This window comes from Nonomuraea sp. CA-141351 (genome assembly GCF_050944675.1).
Classification (GTDB): domain Bacteria; phylum Actinomycetota; class Actinomycetes; order Streptosporangiales; family Streptosporangiaceae; genus Nonomuraea.
This window is the reverse complement of the sequence record NZ_CP191982.1, coordinates 8,784,580-8,811,129: the sequence shown is the minus strand read 5'-3', so window position 1 is coordinate 8,811,129 and position 26,550 is coordinate 8,784,580. Positions and strand designations below refer to the sequence as shown.

Sequence of the window (26,550 nt, the reverse complement as noted above, 5' to 3'; positions counted from 1 at the left end):
TGACGACTTGAACACCTAAGGTCGCGTAAAGTAGGCGAACCTGTACGCATGGCTATGAAGGTGGCCGGGCAGGACGCTTCGCATGGCACATCGTCTGCTGGGCCGGTTGGCCTATGGCTCCAGATATGACCGCATTCCGTGGGGTCAGCGCGTCTACGTCCGTCCAGGGGAGCGGCTCGTACGCGAGGCTCAGTGGCGGCGGCTGACCAGGCGCGCCCCGGTCATGGAGCTGGCCGACTACCGGCAGCTCAGGCCGCTGAAGGAGAACGAGGAGTTCCTGAGCTGCATGATGTGCGGGGACCCCCGCCAGCAGCCGCTCTTCTCACCCGGCGGCAACGGATGGCGCTATCACGTCGTCCGCTGTCCGGGCTGCGGCTTTCTCTACCGCAACCCCAACATCCGTCCAGAACGCCTCGGCGACCTGTACGCCACCGGCTACCACACCTTCCTGACCGGTAACTATGCCGCCAACCGGCAGCGCCGCTACGAGCTGACCATGAAGGCGTTCTCGCCGGTGTTCGACGAGGGCAAGGAGCGGCGGCTGCTCGACTTCGGCTCGGGGGCCGGGCTGTTTCTCGAGCTGGCCGAGCGGCGGGGGTTCGACGCCTGCGGGGTGGACCTGTCGCCCGAGTCCGTGGCTCAGGCCAACGAGCGGCTGAGCACGGCGCGGACGTACTGCGGCGCGCCCGATGAGGTGCCGGAGATCGCGGGCGGCGGGTTCGACGTGATCACCCTCTGGTCGGTGCTGGCGCACCTGCCCCGGCCGCTGGACGACTTCAGGAGGTTCAGGCGCCTGCTGGCGCCCGGCGGGGTGCTGCTCATCCTTACCGTGAACGCGCGGTCGACGCTGCTCAAGGCGTACGGGCCGGCGTGGAACGGCTTCACCAAGAACCACCTGATGTTCTACTCGCCGGAGACCGTTCGCACGCTGCTGGGCCTTACCGGCTTCGCGGGCGTCGCCTTCGCCCACCACTACGGCGACACGATCGAGGCCGGCACGGCCCGCCTGTCCGTCCCGTTGGTGCGCAGGCTGCGCCGTAACGTGGAGCTCAGCGACGGCGGGAACATGATGCGGGTCCTGGCCTTCGCCGACGAGGAGGCCATCGGCCGCTGGGGCGGTGGCCCGCTGACCGTTCACCGCCTGAACGCCTAGACCTCCGGGACGCCGAGGTCGGAAGCGGGTCCGGCGCCGGCCTGCTTGCCGAGCGCGGGGTCGAGCTGCTCGATCAGCCGCTGCACCAGCGCCGCCCGCCGCACCCGCTCACGCCCCAGTTCCCGCGGCACCGCCCCGAGGTGCGAGCCGGAGGGGTAGATGTTGGGCGCGTTCCGCAGCCCCATCTTCAGGTAGACGGGCGCGGCGGCCCGTACGATCTCCACCGCCTCGTAGAACCGCACGAATCCGCCCTGGTCGTCGGGCACCTCCAGGTAGAGGTCGATCGGCAGCCGGGTCGCGGCCCGGATCTCGGCCAGGTGCGGCACGGTCAGGTCGGTGCCCACGTTCACGGTGGTGGCCCCAAGGCGCTCCAGGATCGCCGCGGTCGGCCCGTTGGTGAGCGGCATCAGCACGGACGTCTTCAGGACCAGATTGGCGGGCAGCGTGCCGTCCTCCTTCAGCGCGCGCAGCACCTCCAGCGTGCCGAGGTCGCCCACGAGGAGGCTGCGGATGCCCAGCGAGCAGGCCCGCAGCGCGTCCGCCACGCACGCCGCCACCATCGCGTTCCCCCGCGCGGCCGCGCCGACGGCCTGCGTCAGCTTGGCCTGGCCGCCGGTGTCCCAGGCGGCCCGCGGCCCGAGGAACAGGTTGATCTCGATGCCCCGCTCCGCCCCGATCCCCGCCATGTCGGAGATCTCGGCGTCCGTCAACATCATCACGCCGCTGCCCTGGGACGTCCTGGCGATCGGCACGCCGAGCCGGTCGGACTCGGCGACCACGGCCTCCAGCACGGCCGGCCCCTCGACGCTGGGGATCTCGAACCGGTACGGCGCCCCGTCCGCGAACCGCGACTCCGCGGCGGAGGCGGCCTCGACCACGGGATGCCCGAGCCGGGCCATCAGAGCGTGCAGGTCGGCAAGGTTCGTCATCGCGAAGGCTCCCCGTCATCAATCACTTCGTCATAAATCACTTCTGCACGCCCGAGCGTAGTGCGGCGGCCCGTGTCGTCCTCGCCCCAAAGCTCCAGCTCTGCCCGGTTTCCCGCGGAGGACACCACCCGGCCGCGGCACGTGTGGGCGCGGTCGCGGAAGTCCATGCCGCGGTAGCTGACCTCCAGCACGGCCAGGCGGCCCCGCCCGCCCAGCCAATCCGTGACGAGCCTGCCCAGGTAGGCGGCCTTGAGCAGCCCGTGCACGGCCAGCTCGGGATGGCCGAGCGAGCGGGCGAAGCCGAGGTCGTAGTGCATCTCGTAGAAGTCGCCCGAGGCCCCGGCGTACTCGACGAGCCTGCGCGACGTGGTCGTCTCCGTCAGTGGGGGAATGTCGGTCATCGCCTGATCCTGCTCCCGATGTGCCTGACCACCAGCTCGCCGTCCGGCCGGCGGAACTCCGTCTCGAACGTCAGCAGCGCGAACGGCCCCGCCGACCCGCTCTTCTCGACGACCCCGGTGAACCGCGGCCGCGACACGATGACGTCTCCCACCCGTAGCGGCGCGTGGTACTCGAACCGGTCGCCGCCGTTCAGCCACCCCGACCCGTACGACGTGGCGGCGGGCAGCGAGGGCGGCTCGTCGAGGAAGCACGCCGTGAACGTTGGCGGGACGTCTTCCCCGGTGGCTCCGATGGCGTGCAGGTAGAAAGCCAGGTGGCGGCGCTCGACCACGTCCTCGCGCAGTGGCCCGGTCCAGCCCACCGCCTCCTGGAGAGCCTCGATCATGTGTCTCCTTCCCTGACCCTCTTCAGCCAGGCCAGCGACTCGGGGGTGTGGCCGCCGACCCGTTCCTCGATGCCGTCGAGGAACGTCATGTCCCCATGCCCGGCCAGCTCCCGGTGGACGGCCTCGGGCGAGCCCGCCTCGATCACCTCCAGCAGCCGCCGATGCCGGTCCCAGTCGTCGACGAGCGACTCGCCGGACGCCCTGGCCTGCCGGTTCATGCCCATGCAGAGCAGCATCTGGAGCTGGATCGACCGGTACGCCTCCTCCAGCCGCCGGTGACCCGACAGCCCGATCACCGAGCTGTGAAACTCGACCGCCTGCTCCAGCACCCCCAGCCAGTCGCCGGATCGCGCGGCGGCCTCGTGCCGGTCGAGCGCGGCGTGGCAGCGTTGGAGCCGGGCGGGCTCGCGTACCGGAACGCCCAGGTCCACGGCCATGCGCTCCAGTTCGCGCCGCAACGTGACGATCTCGTAGATGTCGTGCAGCGTGAGCCGCGTGACGAACGCGCCCCGCCGCGGCTGCTGAGTGATCAGTCCCTGCTGCTCCAGCACGCGCATGGCCTCGCGAAGCGGGGGCCTGCTGACGCCCAGCTCCTGGGTGAGCTGGTTCTCCACGACCCGGTCGCCCGGCTGCAGCTTGCCGCTGAGCAGCATGCGCATCAGCGCCTCGGTGGCGAGCTGAACCATGCTGGGGGGTGCCTCGATGCGCATCGTGGTCCTCTTGTCGTAGGCGATCACCGTCTGCCGCCATAGTGCCGAAGAACTTCCGGCAGGACCCTTGTCTATCTGACTTGTCTTCTGTAGACAATAGACCAATCCGGCCTGAAGTGAGGTTTTCGAAACATATGACCACTCCGCTGTCCGGCATCCGGGTCGTCGAGGTCGGCGCGTTCATGGCGGCGCCCTTCGCGACCATGCAGCTCGCCGACCTGGGCGCCACCGTCATCAAGGTCGAGAACCCCGACGGAGGCGACGGGGTCCGCGCCATCGGCCCGTTCACGGCCGGGCACAGCTCCCCGTTCGCCAGGCTCAACAGGAACAAGCGGTCGGTCGCGCTGGACCTGAAGTCCGAGCTCGGCGCGGCGGCCTTCCGCCGCCTCGTCGCGGACGCCGACGTGCTGGTGGAGAACCTCCGCCCCGGCGCGATGCGCCGGCTCGGCCTGGGCTTCGACGACCTCCACGAGCTCAACCCCGGGCTCGTGTACGTCTCGGCCTCCGGCTGGGGCCAGGACGGGCCGCTCGCGGACAAACCGGGCCTCGACATCATGGCCCAGGCCCGAGGCGGACTGATGAGCGTCACCGGCATGCCGGACGGCGACCCGGTCAAGGTCGGTGTGCCCATCGCCGACCTGGTGTGCGGGCTCTACGGCGCGCTCGGGGCGGTCTCCGCGCTGCAGGCCCGCACGCTGACCGGCCAGGGCCAGCACGTGGACGTGTCGCTGCTGGAGTCGGCCGTGTCGTTCGCCATCTGGGAGGCCGGCAAGTATTTCGCGACCGGCGAGGCAGGCAGGCCGCTGGGCTCCGCGCATCAGAGCACGGCGCCGTACCAGGCGGTCCGCACCTCGGACGGCTGGTGCACGGTCGGCGCCGTCACCCCCAAGACCTGGCAGGGCTTCTGCGCCGCGCTCGGCCTGACGGCCCTGCTCGAGGAGGAGCGGTACGCCGACGCGCACGACCGGCACGGCCTGCGCCACGAGCTGATCCCGGCCATCGAGGCGGCCACTACCCTGCGCACCACGGCCGAGGTCGTGGCCGCGCTCGACGAGCACGGCGTGCCGTGCGCCCCCATTTCCGACTACTCCCAGGTGTTCAACGACGAGCACCTGAACCAGCGGCGGTTCTTCTGGGATGCCGAACATCCCGAGATGGGCCCCGTACGCCAGCTCGGCTCGGCCATGCGCTTCTCGGAGACGCCGACGAGACGCGGGCCGGCCGGGCCGCTGCTCGGCGCGGACACCGTCGAGGTGCTGCGCGAGTGCGGCCTGACCGAGCAGGAGATCGACCGGCTGCTCGCCGAAGGCGCGGCGGCTCAATCCCCCACCCCCTTGGAGAGTTCATGAGCGACCAGCTGACCCCGGGCGTGAGCGCCGGCCTCACCTGGGTCGTGGCAGAGCGGCACTGCACCCGCCGCGGCGACCACGACATCTTCTCCACCCCCAACCTGGTCCACCTGATCGAGGACGCCGCGATCGAGGCGCTGGCCCCGTACCTGGCCGACGGCGAGGGCAGCGTCGGCAGCAAGGTCGAGATCGCGCACGTGGCGCCCACGCTCAAGGGCGGGAAGGTGACCGCGACCGCCACGGTGACCGAGGTGGACCGGCGGCGCGTCGCGTTCGCCGTGGTCGCCGAGGACGCCAACGGGAAGGTCGGCGAGGGCACTCACGAACGCTTCATCATCAACCTGGACAAGTTCGCCGCCAAGCTGAAGGAGCTGGAGTCATGAGGGCCATCGCGGCGCTCGCCCTGCTCCTGGCGACCGCTTGCGGCACCGCGGACGCCGGCGGCGGCGCCTGGAAGCCGCGCGGCGACGTACGCATGATCGTGCCGTTCTCCGCGGGCGGCGGCAGCGACCTGGCGGGCCGCGCCATCGCCGCCGCGCTGGAGAAGGCCCAGCCCGGGCTGAAGGTCACCGTGGAGAACCGCGAGGGCGGCTCCGGCGCGGTCGGCTACTCCTCCTTGCTCGGCAAGAAGGGCAACGGCAACTACCTGCTCGCCACCGAGAACGCCATCCTGTCGCTGCCGCTCAGCGGCCAGGTCTCCTTCTCCCGCAAGGACTTCACGCCGGTCGCCAAGCTGGCCGAGGACGGCGGCATCCTCGTGGTCAAGAAGGACTCGCCGTTCAAGACCTGCTCCGACGTGGTCACCGCGGCCAAGAGCGGACGCGTCAGCGTGGGCATGTCGGGCGCGTACGGCGTGGACAACGTGATCTTCACGATGATCGAGCAGAAGACCGGCGTGAAGTTCCAGCGGGTGCCGTTCGAGTCGGGCGGCGAGCTGGTGCCTGCCGTGCTCGGCGGCCAGATCCAGGTCGCCCTGCTGAACCCGGGCGAGGTGATCGGCCAGTTCAAATCCGGCGATCTGCGGGGCCTCTGCGTCACCACGGACAAGCGCTACACCTACCCCGAGTTCGCCTCTCTGGGCACGGCCAAGGAGCAGGGCATCGACGTGTCGTATGTCCAGTTCAGGGGATTCCTGGCGCCCGGGGGGCTGGACGCGCGCGAGCAGGCGTACTGGGAGCAGGCGGCCAGGGGCGTGACCAAGACCGCCGAGTTCCAGAAGTGGCTCAAGGACAACTACCTGCAGCAGGCCGAGCTGTACGGCGACGACTTCGGCAAATACCTCGAACAGCTCGACACGGCGCTCGCGCCGGTGCTGAAGAAGCCGTCATGAGGCAGCTGCTCCGCGGCGAGGCCGTCGTCTGGGCAGTGCTGGTCTGCCTGTCGGTGGCCATGGCCGCCGCCTCGTTCGGCTACGGCATCACCAAGGATGGCGGGCAGGTGGGGCCCGGGTTCCTGCCGCTGGTGAGCGGCGTGGCGCTGGCCGTGCTCTCGGCCGCCTGCCTCCTGCAGTCCGTACGCCGTGCCGCGCCCGCTCCGGAGGAGGACGACCCTCAGCGCGTCAGGACGTTGTGGACCGTGTTCGCCATGCTGCTGGTCGCGCTGCTGCTGGTGCCGCTGACCGGGTTCCTGGTGGCGTTCGGGCTGCTGGTGTTCGCCGTGTCGGCGTTCGTGGAGAAGCAGCGGTTGGTGCCGGCCGCCGGCGTGGCCGTCGCCGCCACGCTCGTGATCTACGCGGTGTTCGTGCTGTTCCTGGGCGTGCCGCTGCCCGGCGGGCTGCTGGGCGTCGGAGGTGACGGCTGATGCTGGACAACCTGATCATGGGCTTCGGCGCGGCGCTCACGCCCGCGAACCTGCTCTGGTGCTTCGTCGGCGTGCTCGCCGGGACCGTCATCGGCCTGCTGCCAGGTCTGGGCTCGACGACCGGCGTGGCGGTGCTGCTGCCGCTGACGCTGTCGTTCGAGCCGCTGACCGCGCTCATCATGCTCGCCGGTATCTACTACGGCGCCCAGTACGGCGGCACGATCACTTCCGTGCTGATCTCCACGCCCGGCGAGGCGGCCAGCGTGGTGACCGCGATCGACGGCTACCAGATGGCCCGCAAGGGCCGGGCCGGCGCGGCGCTGTCGATCGCGGCCATCGGGTCGTTCGTGGCCGCCATCGTCTCGCTGGTGCTGCTGGTGGCGATGGCGCCGCCGTTCGCCAAACTGGCGCTCGACTTCGGGCCGCCCGAGAACCTCGCTGTCATGATCCTCGGTCTCACCACCATCGTGAGCTTCTCCAGCGGGGCTCGTGTGCGCGGCCTGGCCATGGCCGTGCTGGGCATCCTGCTCGCGACCGTCGGCGTGGACGCGGCCACCGGGCTGCCGCGTTACACGTTCGGGGACGTGGACCTGCTGTCGGGGCTGCCGTTCGTCCAGGTGATGATCGGGCTGTTCGCGGTGGGGGAGGTGCTCTACCAGATCAGGCAGGGCGCGGCCGAGCCCATCCGGGCCCGCTTCAGGGACCTGGTGATCACCCGGGAGGAGCTGTCCCGCTCCAAGGGCGCCATCGCCCGCGGGAGCCTCATCGGCTACCTGCTCGGCTGCCTGCCCGGCGCCGGGTCCACGCTGGCGTCCTTCCTCGCGTACGGGGTGGAGAAGCGGGTCTCACGGCACAAGGACGAGTTCGGGCAGGGCGCGATCGAGGGCGTAGCCGCGCCGGAGAGCGCCAACAACGCCGCCGCGAACGCCAACTTCGTGCCCACCCTCGCGCTGGGCATCCCGGGCGGCGCGACCACGGCCGTGCTGCTGGGGGCCTTCACGATGTACGGGATCCAGCCGGGGCCGCTGCTCTTCGACGAGCAGCCGGAGCTGGTGTGGGGGCTGCTGGCCTCGTTCTTCATCGGGAACGTGCTGCTGCTGGTGCTGAACCTGCCGCTGGCGCCGCTGTTCGCGCAGATGTTGCGGATCCCGTACGGGTACATGTATCCGCTGATCCTGGTCACCAGCTTTGTCGGGGCCTATTCGATCGACAACAACATGTTCAGCGTATGGATCGTGTTCGCATCCGGCGTGGTCGGATATTTCATGAAAAAGTTTGATCTGCCGATGGCGCCTCTCGTGCTCGGGCTGGTGATCGGGTCGCTGTTCGAGAAGGCGCTCGCGCAGACGTCCGCGATGGGGGACGGCGATCTGACGATCGTCCTCACCCGGCCGATCGCGCTGGTGGTGCTCGTGCTGGCCGCCCTGCTGCTGGCCGGGCCCTCGCTGCTGAGGCTCATCCCACGGAAAGTGAAGGAGACGGTGTGAGCGAGCTACTCGTCGCCGCCGACGGGCCCGTGCTGCGGGTGACGTTCAACCGGCCGGACCAGCACAACGCGCTGACCTGGGCGATGTGGGACGGCCTGTACGACGCCTGCGAGCGCGCCGACGCCGACCCCGCCGTCAAACTCCTCGTCCTGTCGGGGGCCGGAGGGCGGGCGTTCGTGGCCGGCACCGACATCTCGCAGTTCTCCGGCTTCGCCGACGGCGACGACGGCATCGCCTACGAGCACAAGGTCCAGCGGATCATCGACCGGCTCGAACGCGTCAAGGTGCCCACCGTGGCCGTCGTCCAGGGGTACTGCGTGGGCGGAGGCCTGGTCGTGGCCGCCGCCTGCGACCTGCGGCTGGCCGTACCGGGTGCCCGGTTCGGGGCTCCCATCGCCAGGACGCTGGGCAACTGCCTGTCCATGAACACGTACTCGCTGCTCGTGCACCATCTCGGCCCGGCCCGCACCCTGGACATGCTGCTGCGGGCCCGCATGTACACGGCCGAGGAGGCGCACGCCGCCGGGTTCGTGGCCGAGCTGTGCCCGCTCGACGACCTGCCCGCGCGGCAGGCGGAGGTGGAGGAGCGGCTGCTCTCCCACGCGCCGCTGTCGATGTGGGCGGCCAAGGAGGCGGTCAGGCGGCTGCGCGTGGCCGGCCTGCCGGACGGGGACGACATCGTCGCCACGGTCTTCGGCAGCGCCGACTTCCACGCCGCCGTCCCGGCCTTCCTCGCCAAGGAAAAGGTCACCTGGCAGGGCCGCTGAGCCGCGACCCACCGGGCTGGTCGACGACCTTCGTCCAGGCCGGGGGATCGGCGGGAGAAGAGCGCACGCTGCCGCTCACCTGGTGCGTGCCACCTCGATCCACCCGGCCTCCACGGCGATGCGCACGGCGTCCGTCCTGTTCCGGGCGCCGGTCTTGGTGATGACGCTGGAGATGTAGTTGCGGACCGTCGCGGCTGACAGGTGCAACGCGGCGGCGATCTCCCCCGTGCTCGCCCCCGTGCCGATCAGGCGCAGCACAGCCGACTCCCGCTCGGTGAGCGGTGTGGCCGTTCTGTTCATCGCCGCCAGGGCGAGGGACGCGTCGATCACCCGTTCCCCTTGGGCGATCCTGCGGATGCTCTCAGCCAGCCGCTCGGTAGGGGAGTCTTTCAGCAGGAATCCCTCCGCACCCGCGTCCATCGCCCGTTTGAGCAACCGGGTATGGGCAAGTGCCGTGAGGATCAGCACGTGGCAGGCCGGCATGATCTCTCGAAGACGTCGGGTCGCCTCGATGCCGTCCATGCCCGGCATCTCGATATCGATGACGGCGACGTCGGGCGCGGTGGCGAGGGCCTGGTCGACGACCTCGGCGCCGCTGCCGGTCTCGGCCACCACCTCGATGTCGCCCGTGAGGTTGAGCAGGGCGACCAGGGCGCCCCGGACGATGCCGTGGTCCTCAGCCACCAGGACACGAATCAACGGTGACCACTCTCTCCTGATCGTGTACGGCGGGCAGCCACACCCGCACCTCGAACCCGTCGTCGCCGGCAGGCCCGGCATGCAGGGATCCGCCGAGCCTGTCCACTCTCCGCCGGAGCCCGGCGAGCCCTGAGCCGCGGCGCCTGCCCGCTTCGCGCCTGGCTCCGTCGTTGCGTACCAGCAGATGGATCCGTCCTTCCCCGGTGTCCAGCTCGATGAGACAGTGACGGGCGTCGCTGTGCCTGACGATGTTCGTCGCCGCCTCGCGCACGATCCAGCCGAGCGTGTCGCCGGTCTCCTCGTCGATCTCACTGATGCCCACGCGCAGGTCGCAGCGGGCTCCGGTCAGTTCGATCAGCGCGATGGCCGCGGACAGCTCCGCACCCACATCGAGCGAGCGTCTTGCCGCCACGACGTCGCCGATCTGCTCGCGCGCCTCGCCGGCGATGGCGACCGCCGACTCGACCTCGCCGACGGCCCGCCTTCTGTCCAGGTCCATCAGCGCGAGGGCCAGTTCCGTCTTGAGCGTGATCGAGGCCAGCGTCTGGCCGAGCAGGTCGTGCAGCTCGGCCGCCATGCGTGTCCGGTCCTGGTCCACGGCCGCCTCCGCCAGCGCCGCCCGGACATCGCGCAGTTCCCGTACCGACGTGGCATAGCGGACGAGCCAGAAGGCGACCAGCGCGGCGACGAACACACCGGCGCTGTTCTGCAGCGCGGCCTCGGGCGAGGGGTCCTGCAGCGCCCGGCTCAGCGGGAACTCGGCGACGGCGACCGCGAGGAGCACGCCTGCGGCGGGCCGGAACCGCAGCAGGAGCAGCCCTGCCGTGGCGACGATGAACGGCGTGTAGATCCAGACCGAGCCCAGGAAGGGGAGCGCCCCGTAGACGATCAGCACGAAACAGGCGAAGATCCGCATCCGGTTGTGCCCTGGGCCGGCTCCCTTGATCCGCCTGACGACAATGCGCGCGTAGACCACCAGCAGCCCGCCGAGCAGGATCCCCGACACCAGAGCCCTGCCGACGTCACCGGCGACGAGGAAGGCGAGGGGCGTGAGCGCCCAGAGCGTCCCGGTGACCGCGACGACGCCCCTGGACAGCCACCTGACCTGTCCTTCACCCTCGTGAGCCACGGGCGGCCTCTCCGTGTGTCCCGGTGCATCATGGCTTCACACTGATCGTGCCGCCTTCCCGGGCCTCGATCAACCACCGGCGGAGATCGGCTTGTCCTCCCTCCAGCCACCCGTCAGCCAGGCGAGTCCGGGCCGCTCCTGCCTTCGTCCGTGCGTCCTCACCGCGGGCCCTGTAGCGGCCTTCCAGGATCTCGATCGTGCTCGGTCGGCGCCAAGTGCGACATGGAGCCCGTCCCGTAGGCCGTGCCGCCTTCACCGCCGGCGATGGACTCCAGGCCGGTGATCTCGAACTCGCCATCGGGTCTGGAAGGCAGCGGGGGGGTCGGCACGTTATCGGGATAGGCGATGCCGAACTGGCTCAGCACCGCCCTGGGCTCGGTCTCGTAGCGGCCGCGGAGATCGCCGTCGCTCCACGCCGCCGCGATCAGTCTGGCGAACTTCCTGCGGTCCTCCTCTCCGAGGACGTAGATGCTCTCGGCCATCAGGCACTCCTCTCCCGGCTACGAGCCTGTCGGCTCTCACGATCTCGGATTCGTCCGGGGTACGGGCAGATGCAGACGACATCCTCGGCCCATGACGGACGTCACGAACCGGCCGTGCCGGGCGCGGCCCCGCCGATGAGGAACTCGCCGACCGACGACTCTCTCGCCCAGTCGAGACCGAAGGTACGGGCGGCCAGATCCGCGTCGCCGCCGCCGAGGCCGCAGGGAGCCATGCCCATCGCGGTGGCCACCAGGTAGAGGGTCTGGTAGAGCACTCCGACGTTCTTCAGCATGGCGGCGTAGGCCATGCCGGAGTACTTCCACGACATCCGCTGGAAGCGCGCTGTGATCGTGATGAGCACGTCGGGCTGGAGGAGACCGCCCGTCGCGGCACTCGCGAGGGCCAGCATCGCGTGCGCGTCCTCGGTCCTGGCCGGCAGCGTGATGAGCCTGTGGCCGGACGGGTCGTAGTAGTAGACGCCGCGCTCCAGGCCCGCGCACCTGTTGACGACGAGGTACAGCTCCAGCTCGTGGACCGCGCCGCCCCCCGGGTACGGCCGGCTGCTGACCTCGTACGGCACGCTGGGTGTCGGCCCGGAGACCTCCCTCACCCTGGCGGCCCGATAGAGCAGTTCGCCGAGCCGGCGGGCCGTCGGCGGCGCGCCGGCGTGCTCGCGCACCGACCTGCGCGACTCCAGCACCGTGGTGAAGGGCGGGTCAGCCGCGGCGGCCTCCTCCAGTGAGGGCCGGAACAGCTCCACCGCCGGGCCGGCGGGCAGGGGTTTGAGAGCCGGCTCCGGCGGCAGCTCCTCCAGGAAGCGGAAGGTCGCGCCGAACGGCTCGTCGTGCCTGCCCGACCTGCTCCTGCTGTGGAAGAGCAGGTCGTGAAAGTCCCACGTACGCAGCGCGGGCTCCTCTTCGTCGGCGTCGCCGGCATACGCCAGCCCTGCCGCGACGAGGTGGCTCAGCGCTTCCGGCGCCTCCTTGACCATGACGTCGCGGCTGAGCGCCCCGAGCAGCGGCATCGCCTCCTCGTTCAGCGTGACCCGGTGCCTCGACAGCGGCGACTCCAGGACGAGCCCCTCTCCCGATCTGCGGACGAGCGCGAACCTCGACAGACGTACGGTGTCGCCCGGGTCCAGGACGGCCGGCCGGAGCACCGCGTCGCGGGCGATGGGGACGATCCGCAGCAGTGGATCGACCGTGTGGACGAGGATCGGGTTGAGCCGGTCGAGGGTCAGGAGCAGCAGAGCGACCTCCTGGCTCGTTCCGCCCGAGGCCACGAGCCTGCCGATCAGCTCGTCCTGCCCGGCGATCGTGCCCGGCAGCTCGCGCAGGAGCGATGCGACGCGGGCAGGCAGGCCGCGCACCGTGACCGCGCCGAAGGGGTTCGTGATGATCAGCGCGCCGTCTCCCGGTGCCACGACGGCGTCCTCGCGCAGGCCGACCCGCACGCTGGGGCTCGTCGGGGCGTGCCGGGGAACGTTCACAGGAACATCGTGATGGGGTTCATCTGCTCCTCCGGGGTGGGTCCGGCCTGCCAGCCGAGTTGCACGGGCACGTCGTAGAGCCGGCCGGGCGCGAGCCGCCGCCAGAAGTGGCGCAGGCCCGGCACTATGACCTTGACGACCGGCAGGCCGATGTCGGGCCGGGTCTGGTCGAGCACGAGCATCTCCATTCCGCGCCCCTCGACCAGCGCGCGGGCCGCGGCGATGTCGTCGAGGAGATCGGCGGTGGAAGGCCGGCCGTACGCCGGCGCGGGCACCGGCGGCCCGGTGGGCACGAGGTAGGGGTGTTCCGCCAGACGCGCGTGCCTCCACCAGGTGAGCTGCTCGCCGTCGGGGTAGCGGTAGCGGGTGGCGCCGTTCTCCCCGACGTCGATGACCGCGGGTATGAACTGGTTCATCTCGGCCAGGGCCCGCTGCACGGCGATGCGGGCGTCGAAGTGGGCGCCGAAGGCCATGAGGATGTCCTCGGCCGGACCGCCGACACGGCGGCTGATCGCGGCGGCCACGGGTATGCCCAGGTCATTGGTGAGGTCGAGCACGTGCAGCTCGCGGTCCAGCCCGGCGTAGACCTCCTGGAACTCGGTCATCCACTGGTCGGCGAAGCCGGCCAGGTCGAAGGCGGGACGGCGGACGCGGTTGTACCACCACAGGGCCACCGCGTCTCTCTCGACGAGTTCCAGGAACCCCTGCACGATGGCGTCCTCCAGCGAGGCGCCCGCCGCGTTGCCGTTGGAGTCGGCCGAGGCGTAGACCGGCCCTTTGGGGCGGGGATCGTAGGAGTAGTACAGGTAGCCGGTGGGCAGGTATTTGTGCCGCTGCTCGCTCAGCGACCAGACGGGCGTCCAGTCGATCACGGCGTCCTCGTCGAGGGGATCACTGACGTAGTCGTGGCCGCCGGTCACATGCCTGTCCTGCCTGGTCCGATACTGCGCCTCGCTGTAGAGGGTGCACGCGTTCGGGTGGACGGCGTCCTCGCCCAGCTCTCTGAAGCTCGCCGCGCGCCGGGCCTCATCGCCTTGGAAGACACCCGAGTAGCGCTCTATCGCCTCGCACATGGCGCTGACCTTCGCCTGCAGGTCGGTCGTGCCCTTGCCGGCGCTCTGGCTGCGCAGTCCCCTGCGGAGGGCGCCGAGGTCGCGCACCTGCCGGGCGACGTTGTGCCCGGCCACGTACGTCTTGACGAAGGGCGTTCCGGTCTCCACTTTGACGAGATCCCTGATGACTCCGGTGATGGGGCTGACCAGGTGGCCGTACTGCTCGGCGATGTCCTCAGGATGCCGTGAGCGGTGCCCCCCGTCGGCGGTGAAGGCCTTGGGCCGCGAGCGCGGCTCGACCGGGCGCCCGGCGGCCTGGGCCATCAGCCCCGCGTCGCCGCAGTCAGGGCACTGGGGTCTGCGGCGCAGTTCGTGGTGGGTGGCGCCGAGCCACTGGGTGTCGAGGGTGCTCACGTGGCGCTGCTGCTGATTGCGCACCCCCGCCAGCCACTTGACCGCCTCGGCCGCGACCAGACGCACGCCTGCCTCGCGGGTCAGCGGCAGGTCGGCGATGGGCATGGCGAGCGGACCCGTGCTGCGCAGCCGGGCTTCCAAGTACGTGAGCGACTGCCTGTGCCCCTCCAGCCGCTGCGCGAGACAGCGCCAGCAGCCACCTTGCTCTCCCGGCCGGAAGACGGGCCCCAGCCACAGGACGGGGCCGACCGGGCGGGCGAGCAGCCACGGACGTCCCTCCGCCAGGTGCCGGCGGTTGATCTCGGCGAGCTCTCCGCGGAGGTAGTCGTCGGTCAGGACCACGGTGAGCGTGTCCACCTCCGGTGCCGCGACCTCTGGGCCCGCGATCAGCGGCCCGGTGGGCTCCGGACCGGTGACCTCGACCCCTTCGGCGGCGAGCAGCCGGCACAGCTCCATGCCGGGTACTCGGCCGATGGTGAGCACGTGGGCCCGCCCGCTGCGCACTCCCACGACCGCCGCCTCCGCCTGCCGTCCCGCCATCTCCCAGTAGGCGGCCGTCCCCCGCTCCAGATCCTCGGTGACGTCCACCAGCAGACCGCGCTCCCTGAGCTGGTGGATGACGTAATAGACGTGCTCGGGCGGGATATCGGGCTCCACCGCGGCGACGATGTCGGAAACGGTGTGCTTGCCGTCGAGCAGGCCTGCCACCGCCTCGATCGACCGGCCGGTGAGGATGTGCAGGTCGCGCTCAGAGATCAGGAAAACCCCCTCTCCCTCAACGGCCTCCACCCGGAAGTGGCGGCGAAATCCTGGCCGGACGTCCATGGCGTTCCTTTCTGGCGTGGCGATGCGTGAGCCGGACGCGCCGGCCGTCGGCGCGCCGCCGATGACGTCCTCGAGGAGCGGGTCCCGCGGCGGCGAAGGAGGCTACGTGCCACCACCGCGGACAAGGTCAGCTGGGGTCTGCCCCGGAGGCGTGCTCCGCGAGACAGAAGCAGAAGCTGATCAAGCACGGGGGTGGAGGCGGAAGCACCGCCGGATTCCGACCCTCGAAGCTCTCGATCACCAACTCGGTACGGGGCTTCGGCGGCAGTGCGGGAGCGCTCACTCCGTCGGCGAGCAGGATGCCGAACTCCGTCAGGACCGAGACGGGCTCGCGCTCGTAGCGGAGCCTGAGGCCGTCGTCGAACCATGCCCGGGCGGTCAGCTCGCCGAACCGTCTGCGCTGGGCGAGGTCCCAGCCGATCGTGTCCTCGTCAAGCGTGTTCTCGGTGAACGCTTCCACCGTCATCGCAGTCCTCCAGCCAAGATGGTGTTCCGGGCGAAGTGGCGGGCATCTGTGCCCGCCGGGGTGTGGAACGGAACGTCTCGAGCGACCGGGTCGGCCGCCGGAGAGGCAACTGGTCGGGTGTCTCGCGGCGGGGTTCCGGCGAGGCCGCCGCCTGTCGAGGGCTCGGGGGCCCTCCGGGTTGACGGCAGGGGAGGTGGCTCGGAGGAGAGCACCGGATGTCGGACATGGTGTCACCTCGATGGCAGGACTGCGAGGTAACGGACCTGCTGGTCCGCTCTCCTTGGAGATCACGGCTGAACCGCCTGTGTGATCCAGATTCACCATCTTCGGTAAGGCCTGCCAGAAACAACTATCACCTACATTCCATGACGTTTATCATTTAGTGCGATTTGTCGCTTTTGGTCGCTCTGCTGCTCCCGATGCGCGAACCCTCGCATCTCTCTCTGCGCCTCCCGCGCCATGTCGAGCATGCGGCGCAGTTCTTCCTTGACGCTCTCGTCGTCCGCATCGGTGAAGACCCGGTGGCCCTGCGTGGCGATGGCGTCGAGGCGGCTTCCGAGGATGCCTTCCAACTCCCGCATTGCCCTGGCCCGCTCCGCCGCGACCGTCACCGAGACCAGTTCGGCGCGGGTCGCGTAGAGAACCCTGGCCGTCTCCGTGAAATGCGTCAGGCCTGCCAGCAGGACCGCCGCCGCCGCGACGGTCAGCGTCCACGACATGACTTCCGTGAGATCGTCCCCGAGGAGCATCGACTTGAGCGCCTCCGCGAGAACCACCGAAACGAACGCCGGCAGGGCGTGCGGTCTGGAAAGGAGCCCCAGCGCCGCCGCGGCGAGAAAGACCCCCGAGGCCGCCCACCACTCTCCCAAGAGCGGCAGAGGCGCGTAGACCAGGAGCACTATCGCCCCGATCAGCCAGCGCCGCCGACGCCGATCCGGCGTCGCGCACGCTGCCAGCACGTAGATCGCGACGACCGCCGTGGCCAGGATGAGGGCGGGGAGCCGGTGGGAGACGCCGTCCTGGAGGTAGTGCGCGAACGTGCGGCCCATCAGGAAGACGGCGAAAGCCGCGATCGCCGCGCGGCTGAGCCGCACCTCCAGCGGCGCGCGAGCGACCGCCCGCGGTCTTGCAACCCGGTTCTGGGGCACACAGGGAGCATCGCAACCGCTTGTGATCAACGCAACGACTTGACAGGAACCACCGTGTGACGGTGACCGTCAATGATCCGCAAACCGATCCCATACCGAGAGCGAACTCCTACTCAAGCGGCGCAGCACAGGATGCCGCATGCTCACTTACGAGTACATCGAGGCCACCAGACGGCGACGATGGGCTTCGGCGCTGCTCTACCTCACGGATCGGTGCCCGGTCGGCTGTGCCCATTGCTCGGTGGACGCGCGCCCGGACGGACCACGGATCTCGGACTGGCCGCTGTTCGAGCAGATCGTCTCCGTGCTGTGCGGTGTGGAGAGCTTCGAGATCGTCGGCATCTCGGGTGGCGAGCCGTTCACCGAGCGCCGCGGGCTCACCTTCGCCACCGAAAAGCTCGTCGAAGCGGGAAAGTCCGTGGTGCTGTACACCAGCGGCTACTGGGGAGACCCCGCGCCATGGATCCGCCGCGTGCTCGGCCGCTCGAGCTGTGTCGTGCTCGGGACCGACGCCTTTCACGCCGCACGGCTGGCCGACGACCGGGTTCTGTCCGCGATCAAGGCGATCAGGGACGCGGGCTGCTGGCTGGTGCTGCAGACAATAGGGACAGACCGCGAGGCGGCGGAGCTGCTCACCCGTGCCTTGGGAGCCTCCTGGCGGGACCACGCCGAGATCCACGTAACCGGCCTCCTCCCCGTGGGCCGGGCACGGGCCCTGCGCACCGCCACGCCCCCACGTGCCGGCCGGGCATTCGGACCCTGCACAGTGGCCGACGCGCCCGTGGTCCGCTACGACGGGCGAGTGTCCGCGTGCTGCAACGAGACCGTCATCACCGGAGGCGGACCAGCCTCGCTGCGACGGCACGCCCGGGACGCGGCCGAACTCCGGGCAACCCTTGACTCCTTCAAGGTGGACCCGCTCCTCAGGTTCATCAGCACACATGGCCCAGGTCCCCTCGCCCATCTCGCGAACCTCGAGGACCGGGAATTCCGGCATATCTGCCAGCTCTGCTGGCGCTTGACGGGAATGCTGGGGGCGGACCGCGCAGGATCGATCGCCGCGCTGACCGTGCTCACCGGGGAGAGCACGCGATGACGCCGAGCCGGATGATGCGGGCGACGATTTCCCTCGCCGCGCCCGCGCTGCTGGCCGAGAGCGCCCGCCTCTGGCGCGCGGACGATCTGCGGCGGCGTTATCCGGAATACCTGAAGGTCATGCACGCCGTCATCCGGGCCACCGTCCCGCTGCTCACCACCGCTCGCGATCGCTGCCACGACGTCGGCCATGCCCGGCTCGCCGACTATTTCGACGAACACGCGCGCGAAGAGGAGGGCCACGACGAGTGGCTGAGGGAGGACCTCGCCGCCATCGGGCAATCGACCATGGTCACACCACCGCCCCTCGTCGCCGAGCTGGTCGGGCCTCAGTACTACTGGGTGCTTCATCACCACCCGGTGAGCCTTCTCGGCTACATCGCGGTCATGGAAGGTCATCCGCCGAACGCGACGCTCATCGCCCATCTCGAACGGCTGACCGGCTACCCCCGGGCCGCCTTCCGCACCATGCGCTGCCATGCCGAGGCCGACATCGAGCACCGACAAGCCGTGGACCATCTGCTGGATGAGCTCACTCTGGACTCCGCGGCCGGCCTGGCTCTGCGCATCAGCGCATTTCACAGCATGCGGATGTGCGCCGAAATCTTCGCCCGCCTCGCCGGAGAAGCCGAAACCATACCAGTGCGATACCGCTTCGCTGGCCGGCCACTTCAGAATCAGCGGCACAACGAAGAGAAAACAAGTAATCGTTAGCTTCTCCAGGTGGACGGGGCGGATGACTTCCAGCATTTCTCTTTCGGACCGGGACCTCAACATACTCACCCTGCTGGCCACCGGATTCTCCACCGAGCGGATCGCGCAGCGCCTCTACGTCAGCAAACCGACCGCGGCAGAGCACTGCTGCAGGCTGTTCGCCCGATTCGGCTGCAAGAACAGGACCGAGCTGGTCGCCTATGCCTATGCGCACGGACTTCTGGAAACAGGCGTCTGGCCGCCGCGCGCGGCCCTGCAAGCCCACCAGAAATCATGGGCGGAAACGCATCCCTAGACAAATCTGGCGGAGGTGATCATGAATCAGGTGAGCGGTGGCGACCGGCCTTTGCGGCGGAACCGGAGATTTCAGTTTCTCTGGGCCGGCGCCGGGGTCTCGTCTCTGGGAGATTCGGCGGTCGGCCTGGCCTTGCCGCTTTTGATCCTCGCTTCCACCGGATCGCCCGTGCTGACCGGCACCGCCACCACGGTCGGCATGGTGTCGGGACTTCTCATCAGCGCTCCGGCCGGCGTATGGGTGGACCGGATGGATCGGCGAAGGATCCTCATCGGGGCCGAGGCCGTGCTGGCACTGGTGTGGGGCTCATTCGCGGCACTCGTGCAGTTGGACGCCGTCTCCGCGTGGAATGTGATCCTGCTGTCGGCGATCAGCGGCTGTGCGGGCACGTTCAAGGCCCCGGCGCACGCGGCGGCGCTGCAGGCTCTGGTGCCGAAAACACAACTGGCGGCGGCCTACGCGCAGAACCAGGCGCGGGCATATGGCATTCAACTCGGCGGGCCGCCGTTGGGTGGCCTGCTCTACTCGCTCAGTCGTGCGGCGCCGTTCGTCTTTCAGATGCTCACCTCGGTGGTCTCCATGTTCTGCTACGTCGTGGCGAAGGTGCCGCGCCGGCCGGCCGAGTCCGGGCGAAAACAGGCCGCCGGATCCACGAGCATGAAGGACGCGTTCATCGAGGCGTTCAGCTGGCTCTTCGCCCAGCGCGGTCTGCGGGCCGTCATCGGTGTGGCGCTCTTCATGAATCCGCTCGTCAACGCCATCTGGATCCCGGTCATGGTGCTCGTCGGCGAACGCGGAGGAGCGTCGCTCGACACGGGGATCATCATGGCCGGCGCCGGGGTGGGTGGACTCGTGGGCTCCCTCCTGTCCACCCGGCTGAGCAAAGTGTTGCCTCCGGGAAAACTCCTCCTGCTGGTCTGCTTCCTGATGGGCGGCTCGTACTGCCTCATTCCGCTCCCGCTCGGCACGCAGTGGCCGATTGTTCCCATCATCGCCTCGTGTCTTGCCTCCCCGGCCTTGAACGTGGCGCTCATGGCCCTCATGGGGCAGCTCGTCCCGAGCACCATGATGGGGCGGATGATGTCGATGGTGGCCCTGACCTTCCAAGGGTTCTCTCCGCTCGGGCCTGTTATCGGCGGCTTCCTGGCGGGCACCTTGGGAGGCGGTGGCGCCTTAATAGTGTGCGGCGTATCGCTCCTGGCGATTACCGCTGTCGCGTCGACGAGTACGGCCCTGCGGAATCTACGCGGCCCGGAAGACCAAGCCGACGAATCCCCGCCGGGCGACGAGAAGGATCGAAAACGTCTGGACCTCGACGCCATACATCGCCTACACGAACTCGGGATCATCGTGACGGATACCACCCCGGAGGCGGTCTCCGCGTTCCGCACGCTGAGCGCGGAGGAAATAGGTTTCCTCACGTCGCTGAACTCCCGGATCAAAACCGCACTGGCTTCTGACGTGATGGCCCACAATGCGTCCCAAGTGCGTGCGGAAGGCGAAAGAAAAGCGCGCGAGAAGGGCGACTGAATTAGGCATACGATCGTAGGGTTGTCCGCCTGGCCGGCCCCCCGCATTATGAAATCACCTAGCCCCCCAGGATCGAAAGGAAAGGCGCATCATGACTTTCAACGCACTCGAGGCGCTCCGCGCGGCCGGCGTCGTCACCGCGAAAACCTCCCCGGCGGCGATCGGTGTTCTGAGCGAGCTGAGTGAGAGCGAGGTACAGTTCCTCGGCTCGCTCGACGCGCGAATCAAGGCGGCCATGAGGCCGGAAGTCCTGGCCCACTCGGAAGAGGGCAACGAGGACACTCCGTGCCTGGCCGGCTTCAGCTGCGGCCATTTCGGCTCGACGGACGGCCCGATCGAGGCCTAGCCGCCGCGTTTTCGTGGTGGGGTCCGCGCAGGAGACCGGACCCCGAGGCGGTCACTCCCGTTCCACGGCGGCTTCCGCGGTCCATGCGGCCGCGGAAGCCGCCCCTTGCTCATCGAAAGGCCCAGGAGGTGCTCAGATGTTCGAAGGACGCCACCGTGACGAGGAAACGCGACCTCGTGTGCTTCGCGGCGAGCGCAACTGGTGGTTCCTCGGCCCCGGCAACGGGGTCGCCAAACTGTATCCCTGGCACGTCGACCACGATGGCGCGCCGACGGCGGAGACGATCCAATGGCTCGGCTCGCAGGGACTGCTCAAGCCGCCCACCCGGAAGAACTACAGCCTGACGGTGTTGACCACCACTCACTGCAACCTGGGTTGTTCCTATTGTTTTCAGAATCTGGGACAGGATGAGTCGGGCGGCACCGCCCCGCCGCGCATCGCCTACACCCGGCTGAGCTCGGCCACCATCAAGAAGATCATCGGGTTCACGCGCGACCGGATGGCCGAGGCAGGGCTGAGCGGCCTCTGTGTCACGCTGTTCGGCGGAGAGCCCTTGCTGAATCCCCGCGGGTGCGCGGAGCTCCTGGAAGCGGCCGCGCCTCTCGGACTGCGCTATGCCGACATGATCTCGAACGGAACGCTGCTGAACAGCGTTCCGCTGAAGCGGCTGTCCGAGCTCGGGCTGCGCGGCATCCAGATCACCCTCGACGGCGACCAGCCGGACCATGACGCGACCCGGGTGAAGCGGACCGGAGGAGGCACCTTCGACGACATCGTGCGGAACATCCGCGAGGTCCAGGACGAGACGGAGATTGTTTTCTCGCTCCGGGTCAACGTGACCGCGGAGAATCTCCCCGGAATCGACCGGCTGATAGAACGCCTGGCAGAGCGCCTCACCACCGCTCGGTGTGGAATATATTTCAAGATCGTGGGAGACGTCGGAATCGGATATCACAACGACGTTTCCGCCTCAGAACGGCTGCTGCGGCAGTTCATCGACTGGAACCGCAGCGCGCTGGCCCGCGGTTTCCGGGTGGGCCGCCCGCGCGAAGTCGTGCCATGCCCGGCCTGCTCCTTCACGGGCGGCAGGTACGGCGCCGTGGTCAGTGCCGACGGCAGCCTGTCCAGTTGCTGGGAGACCGCGGGCAAGCCAGAGTGGCAGGTCGGCACGGTCTTCGACGGTTACCAGCCGGATGACATCGCGGCACCGCGCTGGACGACCTGCGAGGAAGATTTCCTCAACTTCGCCGACACGGATTCATGGAATCGCTTTCACGACGCCGTCGACGCCGCTCTTCTGGACGATCTGGCCGCCCTGGGACGCCTCTAGGAGATGCCGGTGCGGTATCCAAGCGCCCCCCGGTCCAACCAGCGGGACCTATTACATGGAATGGCCGTGGCCGACCCCTATCGATGGCTCGAGGACGCGCTCGACAATCGCACCCGGAATTGGCAGACCGGACAGCGAGAACTCTATCTCCGGTGCCGTGAACAGTGGTCCCACCGTACGGAGTGGTCCAGCCTGCTGGCCGAGCTGGCAGGCAACGACTCCACCTCCGCGCCGGCACTTCGCGGGCCCCGGACCTTCTCCACCCGAATGACGAAGAATTCCGAACACGCCACTCTTTACGTCTCCGAGGGCGGGGCCGACCGAGTGCTCGTCGATCCGCTGGAGATCGACCCGACCGGTGACACCGTCCTGGAGGCCTGGAATCCCTCCCTGGAAGGAGAGTTGATGGCGTATCAACTCTCCTCCCAAGGTACCGAGAACTGTGTCCTGCTCGTACGGGACGTGGCCACGGGAACCGTCGTGGACGGGCCGATCGACCGGGTACGCCGCACGTCCGTCGCCTGGTTGCCCGGGGGCGCGTCCTTCTACTACGTGCGGCGGATGCCTCCCGAGCTGCATCCGGGCGAGGAGTTGTACCACCGACGGATCTACCTGCACAGGCTCGGCACCGACGCGACGGAGGATGTCCTGATCTTCGGTGCCGGCCGGGCGGCCGCGCAGTTCTACACCGCGGCCGTTACCCCGGACGGCCGATGGCTCACCGTCTCGGCCGCCGCGGGCACGTCGCCACACAATGACCTATGGCTGGCCGACCTGTGGCTGAGCGACCCCGCCCGCCCGGCGCTGAGGCCCGTTCAGGTCGGCGACGCCGCGCGGACCCACACCAGGATCGTCCCCGGAACGTCGGGCGGCGACACGATGTGGTTGCGCACGACACTGGCGGCGCCCCGGGGAAGGGTGGTCTCGACCACCCCGGGCGATCCTGGGCAGGCAACGTGGAGAACGATCATTCCAGAACGCCGCGACGCGGTGCTGCAGGATTTCGTCCCGCTCACGGATGACAGGCTTCCCCATCCTGTCGCGCTCGTCTCGTGGTCCCGTCACGCCGTCTCCGAGATCACGCTCCATGACCTACGCGACGGTCGTGAGCTGGGGCAGGTGAAGTTACCGGGAAACGGCAGCGCCGGACCCTTTCACACGCCTCCCGCTCCCGGTCATGAGGCCTGGTTCTCGTACTCCGACCACACCACCCCCCGGACGGTTCTGCATTTCGACGCCCTGGACGAGCGGCTGCGGACCTGGTTCCCCGGCACCTCTCCCCGGGATGATGACCACGGCGAGGTCCGGGTCACCGTGGAGACCGCCACTTCACATGACGGCACGCCGATCCGCGTCTTCATCATCTCGCCGACGGGGACACCGGATCGGCCACGTCCGGCCATCCTCACCGGGTACGGCGGGTTCGGCGCGTCGATGAGCCCGGTCTACAGCCCCGACGTCCTCGCCTGGGTCCGCGCGGGGGGCGTCTTCGCGATCTCCTGCCTGCGTGGCGGTGGCGAGGAGGGCGCCTGGTGGCATCGCGCCGGCATGGGGCGGAACAAGCAGCGAGTCTTCGACGATTTCGACGCGGTCACCGATCATTTGATCCGGCAGGGGTGGACCACCCATCGCCGGCTGGGCATCGTCGGCAACTCCAACGGCGGACTCCTGGTCGCCGCCGCCGTGACGCAACATCCGGAGAAATACGCGGCAGCCGTATGCCTGGCCCCGCTCACCGACATGGTGCGATACGAACGAAGCGGCATGGGGCCCAGCTGGCGCTCGGAGTTCGGCACGGCGGACGACCCTGACGACTTCTCCGCCCTGCTCGCCTATTCCCCCTACCACAACGTGCGGGAGAGAGCTGCCTATCCGCCGGTCCTGGTGGGTGCGTTCGAGGGCGACAGCCGGGTCGACCCGGCCCATGCCCGCAAATTCACCGCGGCACTGCAGTACGCCTCCACAGGCACGGGCCCCGTGGTGCTGCGCGTCGAGCACCACGTCGGGCACGGCGGCCGGGCGACCTCCCGGCTCGTCGGGCTGCACACCGACGTTCTCGCGTTCTGTGGCCACTATCTCGGCCTGTGCCCGGAGGGGGATCGATGCGCGTGCTCCTCTGCCCCTTGAGCAACCCCGGCTACCTGTACTCCACGTTGGCGATCGGACGAGAACTGCGTGCACGAGGTCACCTGGTCGCGGTCCTCTGCAGCCCCGGAGCGGTGGCCACGGTCACGCTCGCCGGCCTGCTCGCGCTGAACGTCGAGGAGTACGGCCCCCCCTTGGTCCTCTCGGTCGGCTCCTGGCACTGGGTCGCCGAAGGCCCGGCCCAGTACACCGCTGTCATGGACGCGGCTCGTGATCTCGGCGCGGACGTGCTGCTCACGTCCATCCTGTGCCATGGTGCCCTGCTCGCGGCCGAAAGGCTGGACATCCCCGCCGTCGTGCTGGGCCTCAGCGCATGGCTGTGGCCGTATCGCGGCGGCGGACCAGGCGAGGGCGACACCGCCGAACGCGACTGGCGAATCCGTGAAGTGCGCGCGCTCTACGACGAGATCCGCTCCCGGACGGGCCTGGCTCCGCGCCGAGATCGACATCCCGAGCAGCCCTTACTGGGGTCGGCATTCCTGCTTCGGGGACATCCCGCGCTGGAACCGCCCGGCGCGGAACTGCCCAAGGAGGCCGTCCACGTGGGGCCGTGCGCGTGGGAGCCCCCGCCCGATCCCGGCAGCGTGGCACTGATCGAACAAGAGACGAGGCGCATCGGAAAGCCGGTCGTCTATGTGCACCTCGGCCGGACGTTCGGGGGGGACAGCATGTGGCCGCGGCTGAACGCCGCTTTCACCCGCAGCCCTTTCCAGGCCGTCGTCGAGCGGGGCAGATCGGGCGATCCCGATCCGGCGCCCGCCGGTGACCTGCTCGTCGTGCGCAAGCCCTGGATGGATCCCCTGATCGCGCTGGCGAGTCTGGTGCTCACCAACGCCACCTCTGCCCCGGTTCTGGCCGCACTCCGGCACGGCCGCCCACTTGTGGTCGCGCCGAACGGGTCCGAACAACCCGTTCTCGCCGCGGCGTGCCGCCGGGCCGGCGTGGCGGTCCGATTCCCTGATCATCCTGGTCAGGCCGTCGAGGTGCTGTCGGACGCTCTCGCCGACCCGGAGCTCGCCCGTCACGCACGCGGGCTCGGCTCACGACTGCGGGCGTTGGCCGGCGCACGAGCGGCCGCGCAGATCGTGCTCGCGCAGTGCTCATCTCCTTCACCCGTCCCGGCCGACCAGCGGTAGTCATGGAGGATTGGCATGCATCTGGCGGACATTCTCGCGCTACGACCGGTGCCGGCCGCCGCTCTGCTGATGGCGATCACCCGCAGGTGCCCCCTGACCTGTGCTCATTGCTCGACGAGTTCGCTGTTGTCCAGTGAAGAGCACCCTGCGGAGTGGTTCTCCGGCTTCGTCGAGACGATCGAGCCCGAAGATCGCCCCGAACTGATCATGCTCACCGGTGGCGAACCCATGCTGCGCCCCCGGCTGGTCAGTTCCATCGCCTCGGCCGCACGCAGCCTGGGCACGCGGACGATGGTGCTCACGGGCGGGTTCTTCGCGCCGCGCGTTCCTCCCGCTCTCGATGACGTCGCCCACGTCTCGGTGAGCCTGGACGTCTTCCATCAGCGGGAGGTTCCCCGGGAGAACGTGTTCCGGCTCGTCCACGTGCTCGCTGAGCGGGGGGTGGCGGTCAGCTTCCACGTCGTGGGCTCCGGCCCCGACGATCCGTACCTCACGGAGGTCATCGAGACGATCAGGAGGGAGTTCCGCGACGGGGTCCCCATCCTGGTGGGACGCGTCCGCGCGGCCGGCCGCGCACGTGCGTGGGCGACCGCGGACGAACGGGTCTCCTCTGACCGGCCCCGCCCCTGCACGATGGCCGCGTGGCCGACGGTATCCGCGGACGGGACCATCGCCGCCTGCTGCAACCAGGATGTCCTCGATCATCGACCGATTCCCGGTCACCTGCGTCTCGGCCACGTCTCCAGCGACAGCTGGCGGTCGATCCGTACGCGCTGCCGGACGTCACCCCTGCTCCGCGCCATCCGCACCGGGGGACCTCAGTGGGCTTCCGGCCGCTCCGACGGCGGGTACTGCGGGACCTGCCGCCTGCTCGGCACCGAGCAGGAAGCACCCGCTTCGCCCGCGATCGCCTACCTGGAACAGCAGGTCATCCACGCGCAGCTGAGCGCGGGCCCCGCGGGCTTCATGCGCCGGTACGGCGAAGCCCGTTTCGCAGATCTTGTCATGCTCGGGAGGTAGACCCATGGCGTTTGATCCAGTGCGTGAGCTGGCCGAGGCGGGTCTGGACCTGCAGGCCATCAGCGAGGAGCAGCGAGCGATCGTCGCCGGGCTGAGCCCGGCGGAGGTGGCGATGCTGATCTCGATCAACGAGCGGCTCCTCGACACCGAGCCGGAAGTCGAGGCCCACATCATCGGCGGGTTGCTCTTCTGATGCGCTGTCCGGGTTGCGCGGCGACGGCGCCGGAGAGAGCACGGTTCTGTCCCGAGTGC

Annotated in this window: 28 protein-coding genes; 17 read left to right on the top strand and 11 right to left on the bottom strand. The window is 69.3% G+C overall.

The window, feature by feature from the left end:
• Positions 1-82: 82 nt before the first annotated feature.
• Complete coding sequence (locus tag ACQPWU_RS41495) at positions 83-1,153, top strand: class I SAM-dependent methyltransferase (RefSeq protein ID WP_433431152.1); 1,071 nt, start codon at positions 83-85, stop codon at positions 1,151-1,153.
• Here ACQPWU_RS41495 and ACQPWU_RS41490 read toward each other — a convergent pair.
• The 4 genes from ACQPWU_RS41490 to ACQPWU_RS41475 are packed head-to-tail and all read right to left on the bottom strand — an operon-like array spanning position 1,150 to position 3,606.
• Positions 1,150-2,082, bottom strand: a complete 933-nt coding sequence (locus tag ACQPWU_RS41490) for a hypothetical protein (protein ID WP_433431151.1) — start codon at positions 2,080-2,082, stop codon at positions 1,150-1,152. The two genes, ACQPWU_RS41495 and ACQPWU_RS41490, sit on opposite strands and share 4 nt — an antisense overlap.
• The gene (locus ACQPWU_RS41485) at positions 2,079-2,483 is read right to left on the bottom strand and encodes a MaoC/PaaZ C-terminal domain-containing protein (RefSeq protein WP_433431150.1); all 405 of its coding nucleotides are present in this window, start codon (positions 2,481-2,483) and stop codon (positions 2,079-2,081) included. Before ACQPWU_RS41485 ends, ACQPWU_RS41490 begins: the two co-directional genes overlap by 4 nt.
• Positions 2,480-2,869, bottom strand: coding sequence for an FAS1-like dehydratase domain-containing protein (locus ACQPWU_RS41480; RefSeq protein ID WP_433431149.1), 390 nt, complete (start codon positions 2,867-2,869; stop codon positions 2,480-2,482). The genes ACQPWU_RS41485 and ACQPWU_RS41480 overlap by 4 nt, the downstream gene beginning before the upstream one ends.
• Positions 2,866-3,606, bottom strand: a complete 741-nt coding sequence (locus tag ACQPWU_RS41475; RefSeq protein ID WP_433431148.1) for a GntR family transcriptional regulator — start codon at positions 3,604-3,606, stop codon at positions 2,866-2,868. Before ACQPWU_RS41475 ends, ACQPWU_RS41480 begins: the two co-directional genes overlap by 4 nt.
• A 107-nt stretch (positions 3,607-3,713) precedes the next feature.
• Between ACQPWU_RS41475 and ACQPWU_RS41470 the strand changes: the two genes are divergently transcribed.
• The 6 genes from ACQPWU_RS41470 to ACQPWU_RS41445 are packed head-to-tail and all read left to right on the top strand — an operon-like array spanning position 3,714 to position 8,982.
• Entirely contained in the window at positions 3,714-4,928 is a 1,215-nt protein-coding gene (locus ACQPWU_RS41470) for a CaiB/BaiF CoA transferase family protein (protein WP_433431147.1), read from the top strand.
• Positions 4,925-5,311 carry a thioesterase family protein gene (locus ACQPWU_RS41465; RefSeq protein WP_433431146.1) on the top strand — a complete coding sequence of 129 codons (387 nt, stop codon included), beginning with the start codon at positions 4,925-4,927 and terminating at the stop codon, positions 5,309-5,311. The genes ACQPWU_RS41470 and ACQPWU_RS41465 overlap by 4 nt, the downstream gene beginning before the upstream one ends.
• Positions 5,308-6,258 (top strand): tripartite tricarboxylate transporter substrate binding protein, encoded by a 951-nt coding sequence (locus ACQPWU_RS41460; protein WP_433431145.1) that lies wholly within the window; start codon positions 5,308-5,310, stop codon positions 6,256-6,258. Before ACQPWU_RS41465 ends, ACQPWU_RS41460 begins: the two co-directional genes overlap by 4 nt.
• Positions 6,255-6,728: a tripartite tricarboxylate transporter TctB family protein gene (locus tag ACQPWU_RS41455; protein ID WP_433431144.1), complete on the top strand. Its 474-nt coding sequence runs from the start codon at positions 6,255-6,257 to the stop codon at positions 6,726-6,728. Before ACQPWU_RS41460 ends, ACQPWU_RS41455 begins: the two co-directional genes overlap by 4 nt.
• A complete protein-coding gene (locus tag ACQPWU_RS41450) occupies positions 6,728-8,215 on the top strand; it encodes a tripartite tricarboxylate transporter permease (protein WP_433431143.1) in 1,488 nt (495 codons plus the stop codon). The genes ACQPWU_RS41455 and ACQPWU_RS41450 overlap by 1 nt, the downstream gene beginning before the upstream one ends.
• The gene (locus ACQPWU_RS41445) at positions 8,212-8,982 is read left to right on the top strand and encodes an enoyl-CoA hydratase/isomerase family protein (protein WP_433431142.1); all 771 of its coding nucleotides are present in this window, start codon (positions 8,212-8,214) and stop codon (positions 8,980-8,982) included. Before ACQPWU_RS41450 ends, ACQPWU_RS41445 begins: the two co-directional genes overlap by 4 nt.
• Before the next feature lie 75 nt (positions 8,983-9,057).
• On the opposite strand, the gene ACQPWU_RS41440 is transcribed toward ACQPWU_RS41445, so the two are convergent.
• The 7 genes from ACQPWU_RS41440 to ACQPWU_RS41410 form a co-directional block, all read right to left on the bottom strand.
• A complete protein-coding gene (locus ACQPWU_RS41440; RefSeq protein WP_433431141.1) occupies positions 9,058-9,666 on the bottom strand; it encodes a response regulator in 609 nt (202 codons plus the stop codon).
• Entirely contained in the window at positions 9,659-10,810 is a 1,152-nt protein-coding gene (locus ACQPWU_RS41435) for a sensor histidine kinase (RefSeq protein WP_433431140.1), read from the bottom strand. Before ACQPWU_RS41435 ends, ACQPWU_RS41440 begins: the two co-directional genes overlap by 8 nt.
• 158 nt (positions 10,811-10,968) lie before the next feature.
• Positions 10,969-11,292: a hypothetical protein gene (locus ACQPWU_RS41430; protein WP_433431139.1), complete on the bottom strand. Its 324-nt coding sequence runs from the start codon at positions 11,290-11,292 to the stop codon at positions 10,969-10,971.
• A 101-nt stretch (positions 11,293-11,393) separates the two neighbouring features.
• Positions 11,394-12,782 carry a SagB/ThcOx family dehydrogenase gene (locus tag ACQPWU_RS41425; RefSeq protein WP_433431138.1) on the bottom strand — a complete coding sequence of 463 codons (1,389 nt, stop codon included), beginning with the start codon at positions 12,780-12,782 and terminating at the stop codon, positions 11,394-11,396.
• Complete coding sequence (locus ACQPWU_RS41420) at positions 12,779-15,073, bottom strand: TOMM precursor leader peptide-binding protein (protein WP_433431137.1); 2,295 nt, start codon at positions 15,071-15,073, stop codon at positions 12,779-12,781. Before ACQPWU_RS41420 ends, ACQPWU_RS41425 begins: the two co-directional genes overlap by 4 nt.
• A 127-nt stretch (positions 15,074-15,200) precedes the next feature.
• On the bottom strand, positions 15,201-15,539 hold the full coding sequence (locus ACQPWU_RS41415) for a hypothetical protein (protein WP_433431136.1): 339 nt from the start codon (positions 15,537-15,539) through the stop codon (positions 15,201-15,203).
• A 356-nt stretch (positions 15,540-15,895) separates the two neighbouring features.
• On the bottom strand, positions 15,896-16,687 hold the full coding sequence (locus ACQPWU_RS41410) for a hypothetical protein (protein WP_433431135.1): 792 nt from the start codon (positions 16,685-16,687) through the stop codon (positions 15,896-15,898).
• 139 nt (positions 16,688-16,826) lie between these two features.
• Here ACQPWU_RS41410 and ACQPWU_RS41405 point away from each other — a divergent pair, with 139 nt between their 5' ends.
• From ACQPWU_RS41405 to ACQPWU_RS41360, 10 genes are all read left to right on the top strand, one after another.
• On the top strand, positions 16,827-17,783 hold the full coding sequence (locus ACQPWU_RS41405; RefSeq protein ID WP_433431134.1) for a hypothetical protein: 957 nt from the start codon (positions 16,827-16,829) through the stop codon (positions 17,781-17,783).
• Positions 17,780-18,496 carry an iron-containing redox enzyme family protein gene (locus tag ACQPWU_RS41400; RefSeq protein WP_433431133.1) on the top strand — a complete coding sequence of 239 codons (717 nt, stop codon included), beginning with the start codon at positions 17,780-17,782 and terminating at the stop codon, positions 18,494-18,496. The genes ACQPWU_RS41405 and ACQPWU_RS41400 overlap by 4 nt, the downstream gene beginning before the upstream one ends.
• A 22-nt stretch (positions 18,497-18,518) precedes the next feature.
• The gene (locus tag ACQPWU_RS41395; RefSeq protein ID WP_433431132.1) at positions 18,519-18,791 is read left to right on the top strand and encodes a response regulator transcription factor; all 273 of its coding nucleotides are present in this window, start codon (positions 18,519-18,521) and stop codon (positions 18,789-18,791) included.
• Between the two features lie 21 nt (positions 18,792-18,812).
• A complete protein-coding gene (locus ACQPWU_RS41390) occupies positions 18,813-20,321 on the top strand; it encodes an MFS transporter (RefSeq protein ID WP_433431131.1) in 1,509 nt (502 codons plus the stop codon).
• A 91-nt stretch (positions 20,322-20,412) separates the two neighbouring features.
• Positions 20,413-20,667: an aroma-sacti cluster domain-containing protein gene (locus tag ACQPWU_RS41385; protein WP_433431130.1), complete on the top strand. Its 255-nt coding sequence runs from the start codon at positions 20,413-20,415 to the stop codon at positions 20,665-20,667.
• A gap of 136 nt (positions 20,668-20,803) precedes the next feature.
• A complete protein-coding gene (locus ACQPWU_RS41380; RefSeq protein ID WP_433431129.1) occupies positions 20,804-21,997 on the top strand; it encodes a radical SAM protein in 1,194 nt (397 codons plus the stop codon).
• A gap of 3 nt (positions 21,998-22,000) precedes the next feature.
• The gene (locus ACQPWU_RS41375) at positions 22,001-24,124 is read left to right on the top strand and encodes a prolyl oligopeptidase family serine peptidase (RefSeq protein ID WP_433431128.1); all 2,124 of its coding nucleotides are present in this window, start codon (positions 22,001-22,003) and stop codon (positions 24,122-24,124) included.
• A complete protein-coding gene (locus ACQPWU_RS41370) occupies positions 24,100-25,278 on the top strand; it encodes a glycosyltransferase (RefSeq protein WP_433431127.1) in 1,179 nt (392 codons plus the stop codon). The genes ACQPWU_RS41375 and ACQPWU_RS41370 overlap by 25 nt, the downstream gene beginning before the upstream one ends.
• 15 nt (positions 25,279-25,293) lie before the next feature.
• Positions 25,294-26,298 carry a radical SAM/SPASM domain-containing protein gene (locus ACQPWU_RS41365; protein WP_433431126.1) on the top strand — a complete coding sequence of 335 codons (1,005 nt, stop codon included), beginning with the start codon at positions 25,294-25,296 and terminating at the stop codon, positions 26,296-26,298.
• A gap of 4 nt (positions 26,299-26,302) precedes the next feature.
• Positions 26,303-26,491 (top strand): aroma-sacti cluster domain-containing protein, encoded by a 189-nt coding sequence (locus ACQPWU_RS41360; RefSeq protein ID WP_433431125.1) that lies wholly within the window; start codon positions 26,303-26,305, stop codon positions 26,489-26,491.
• The last annotated feature ends 59 nt before the right edge of the window (positions 26,492-26,550 follow it).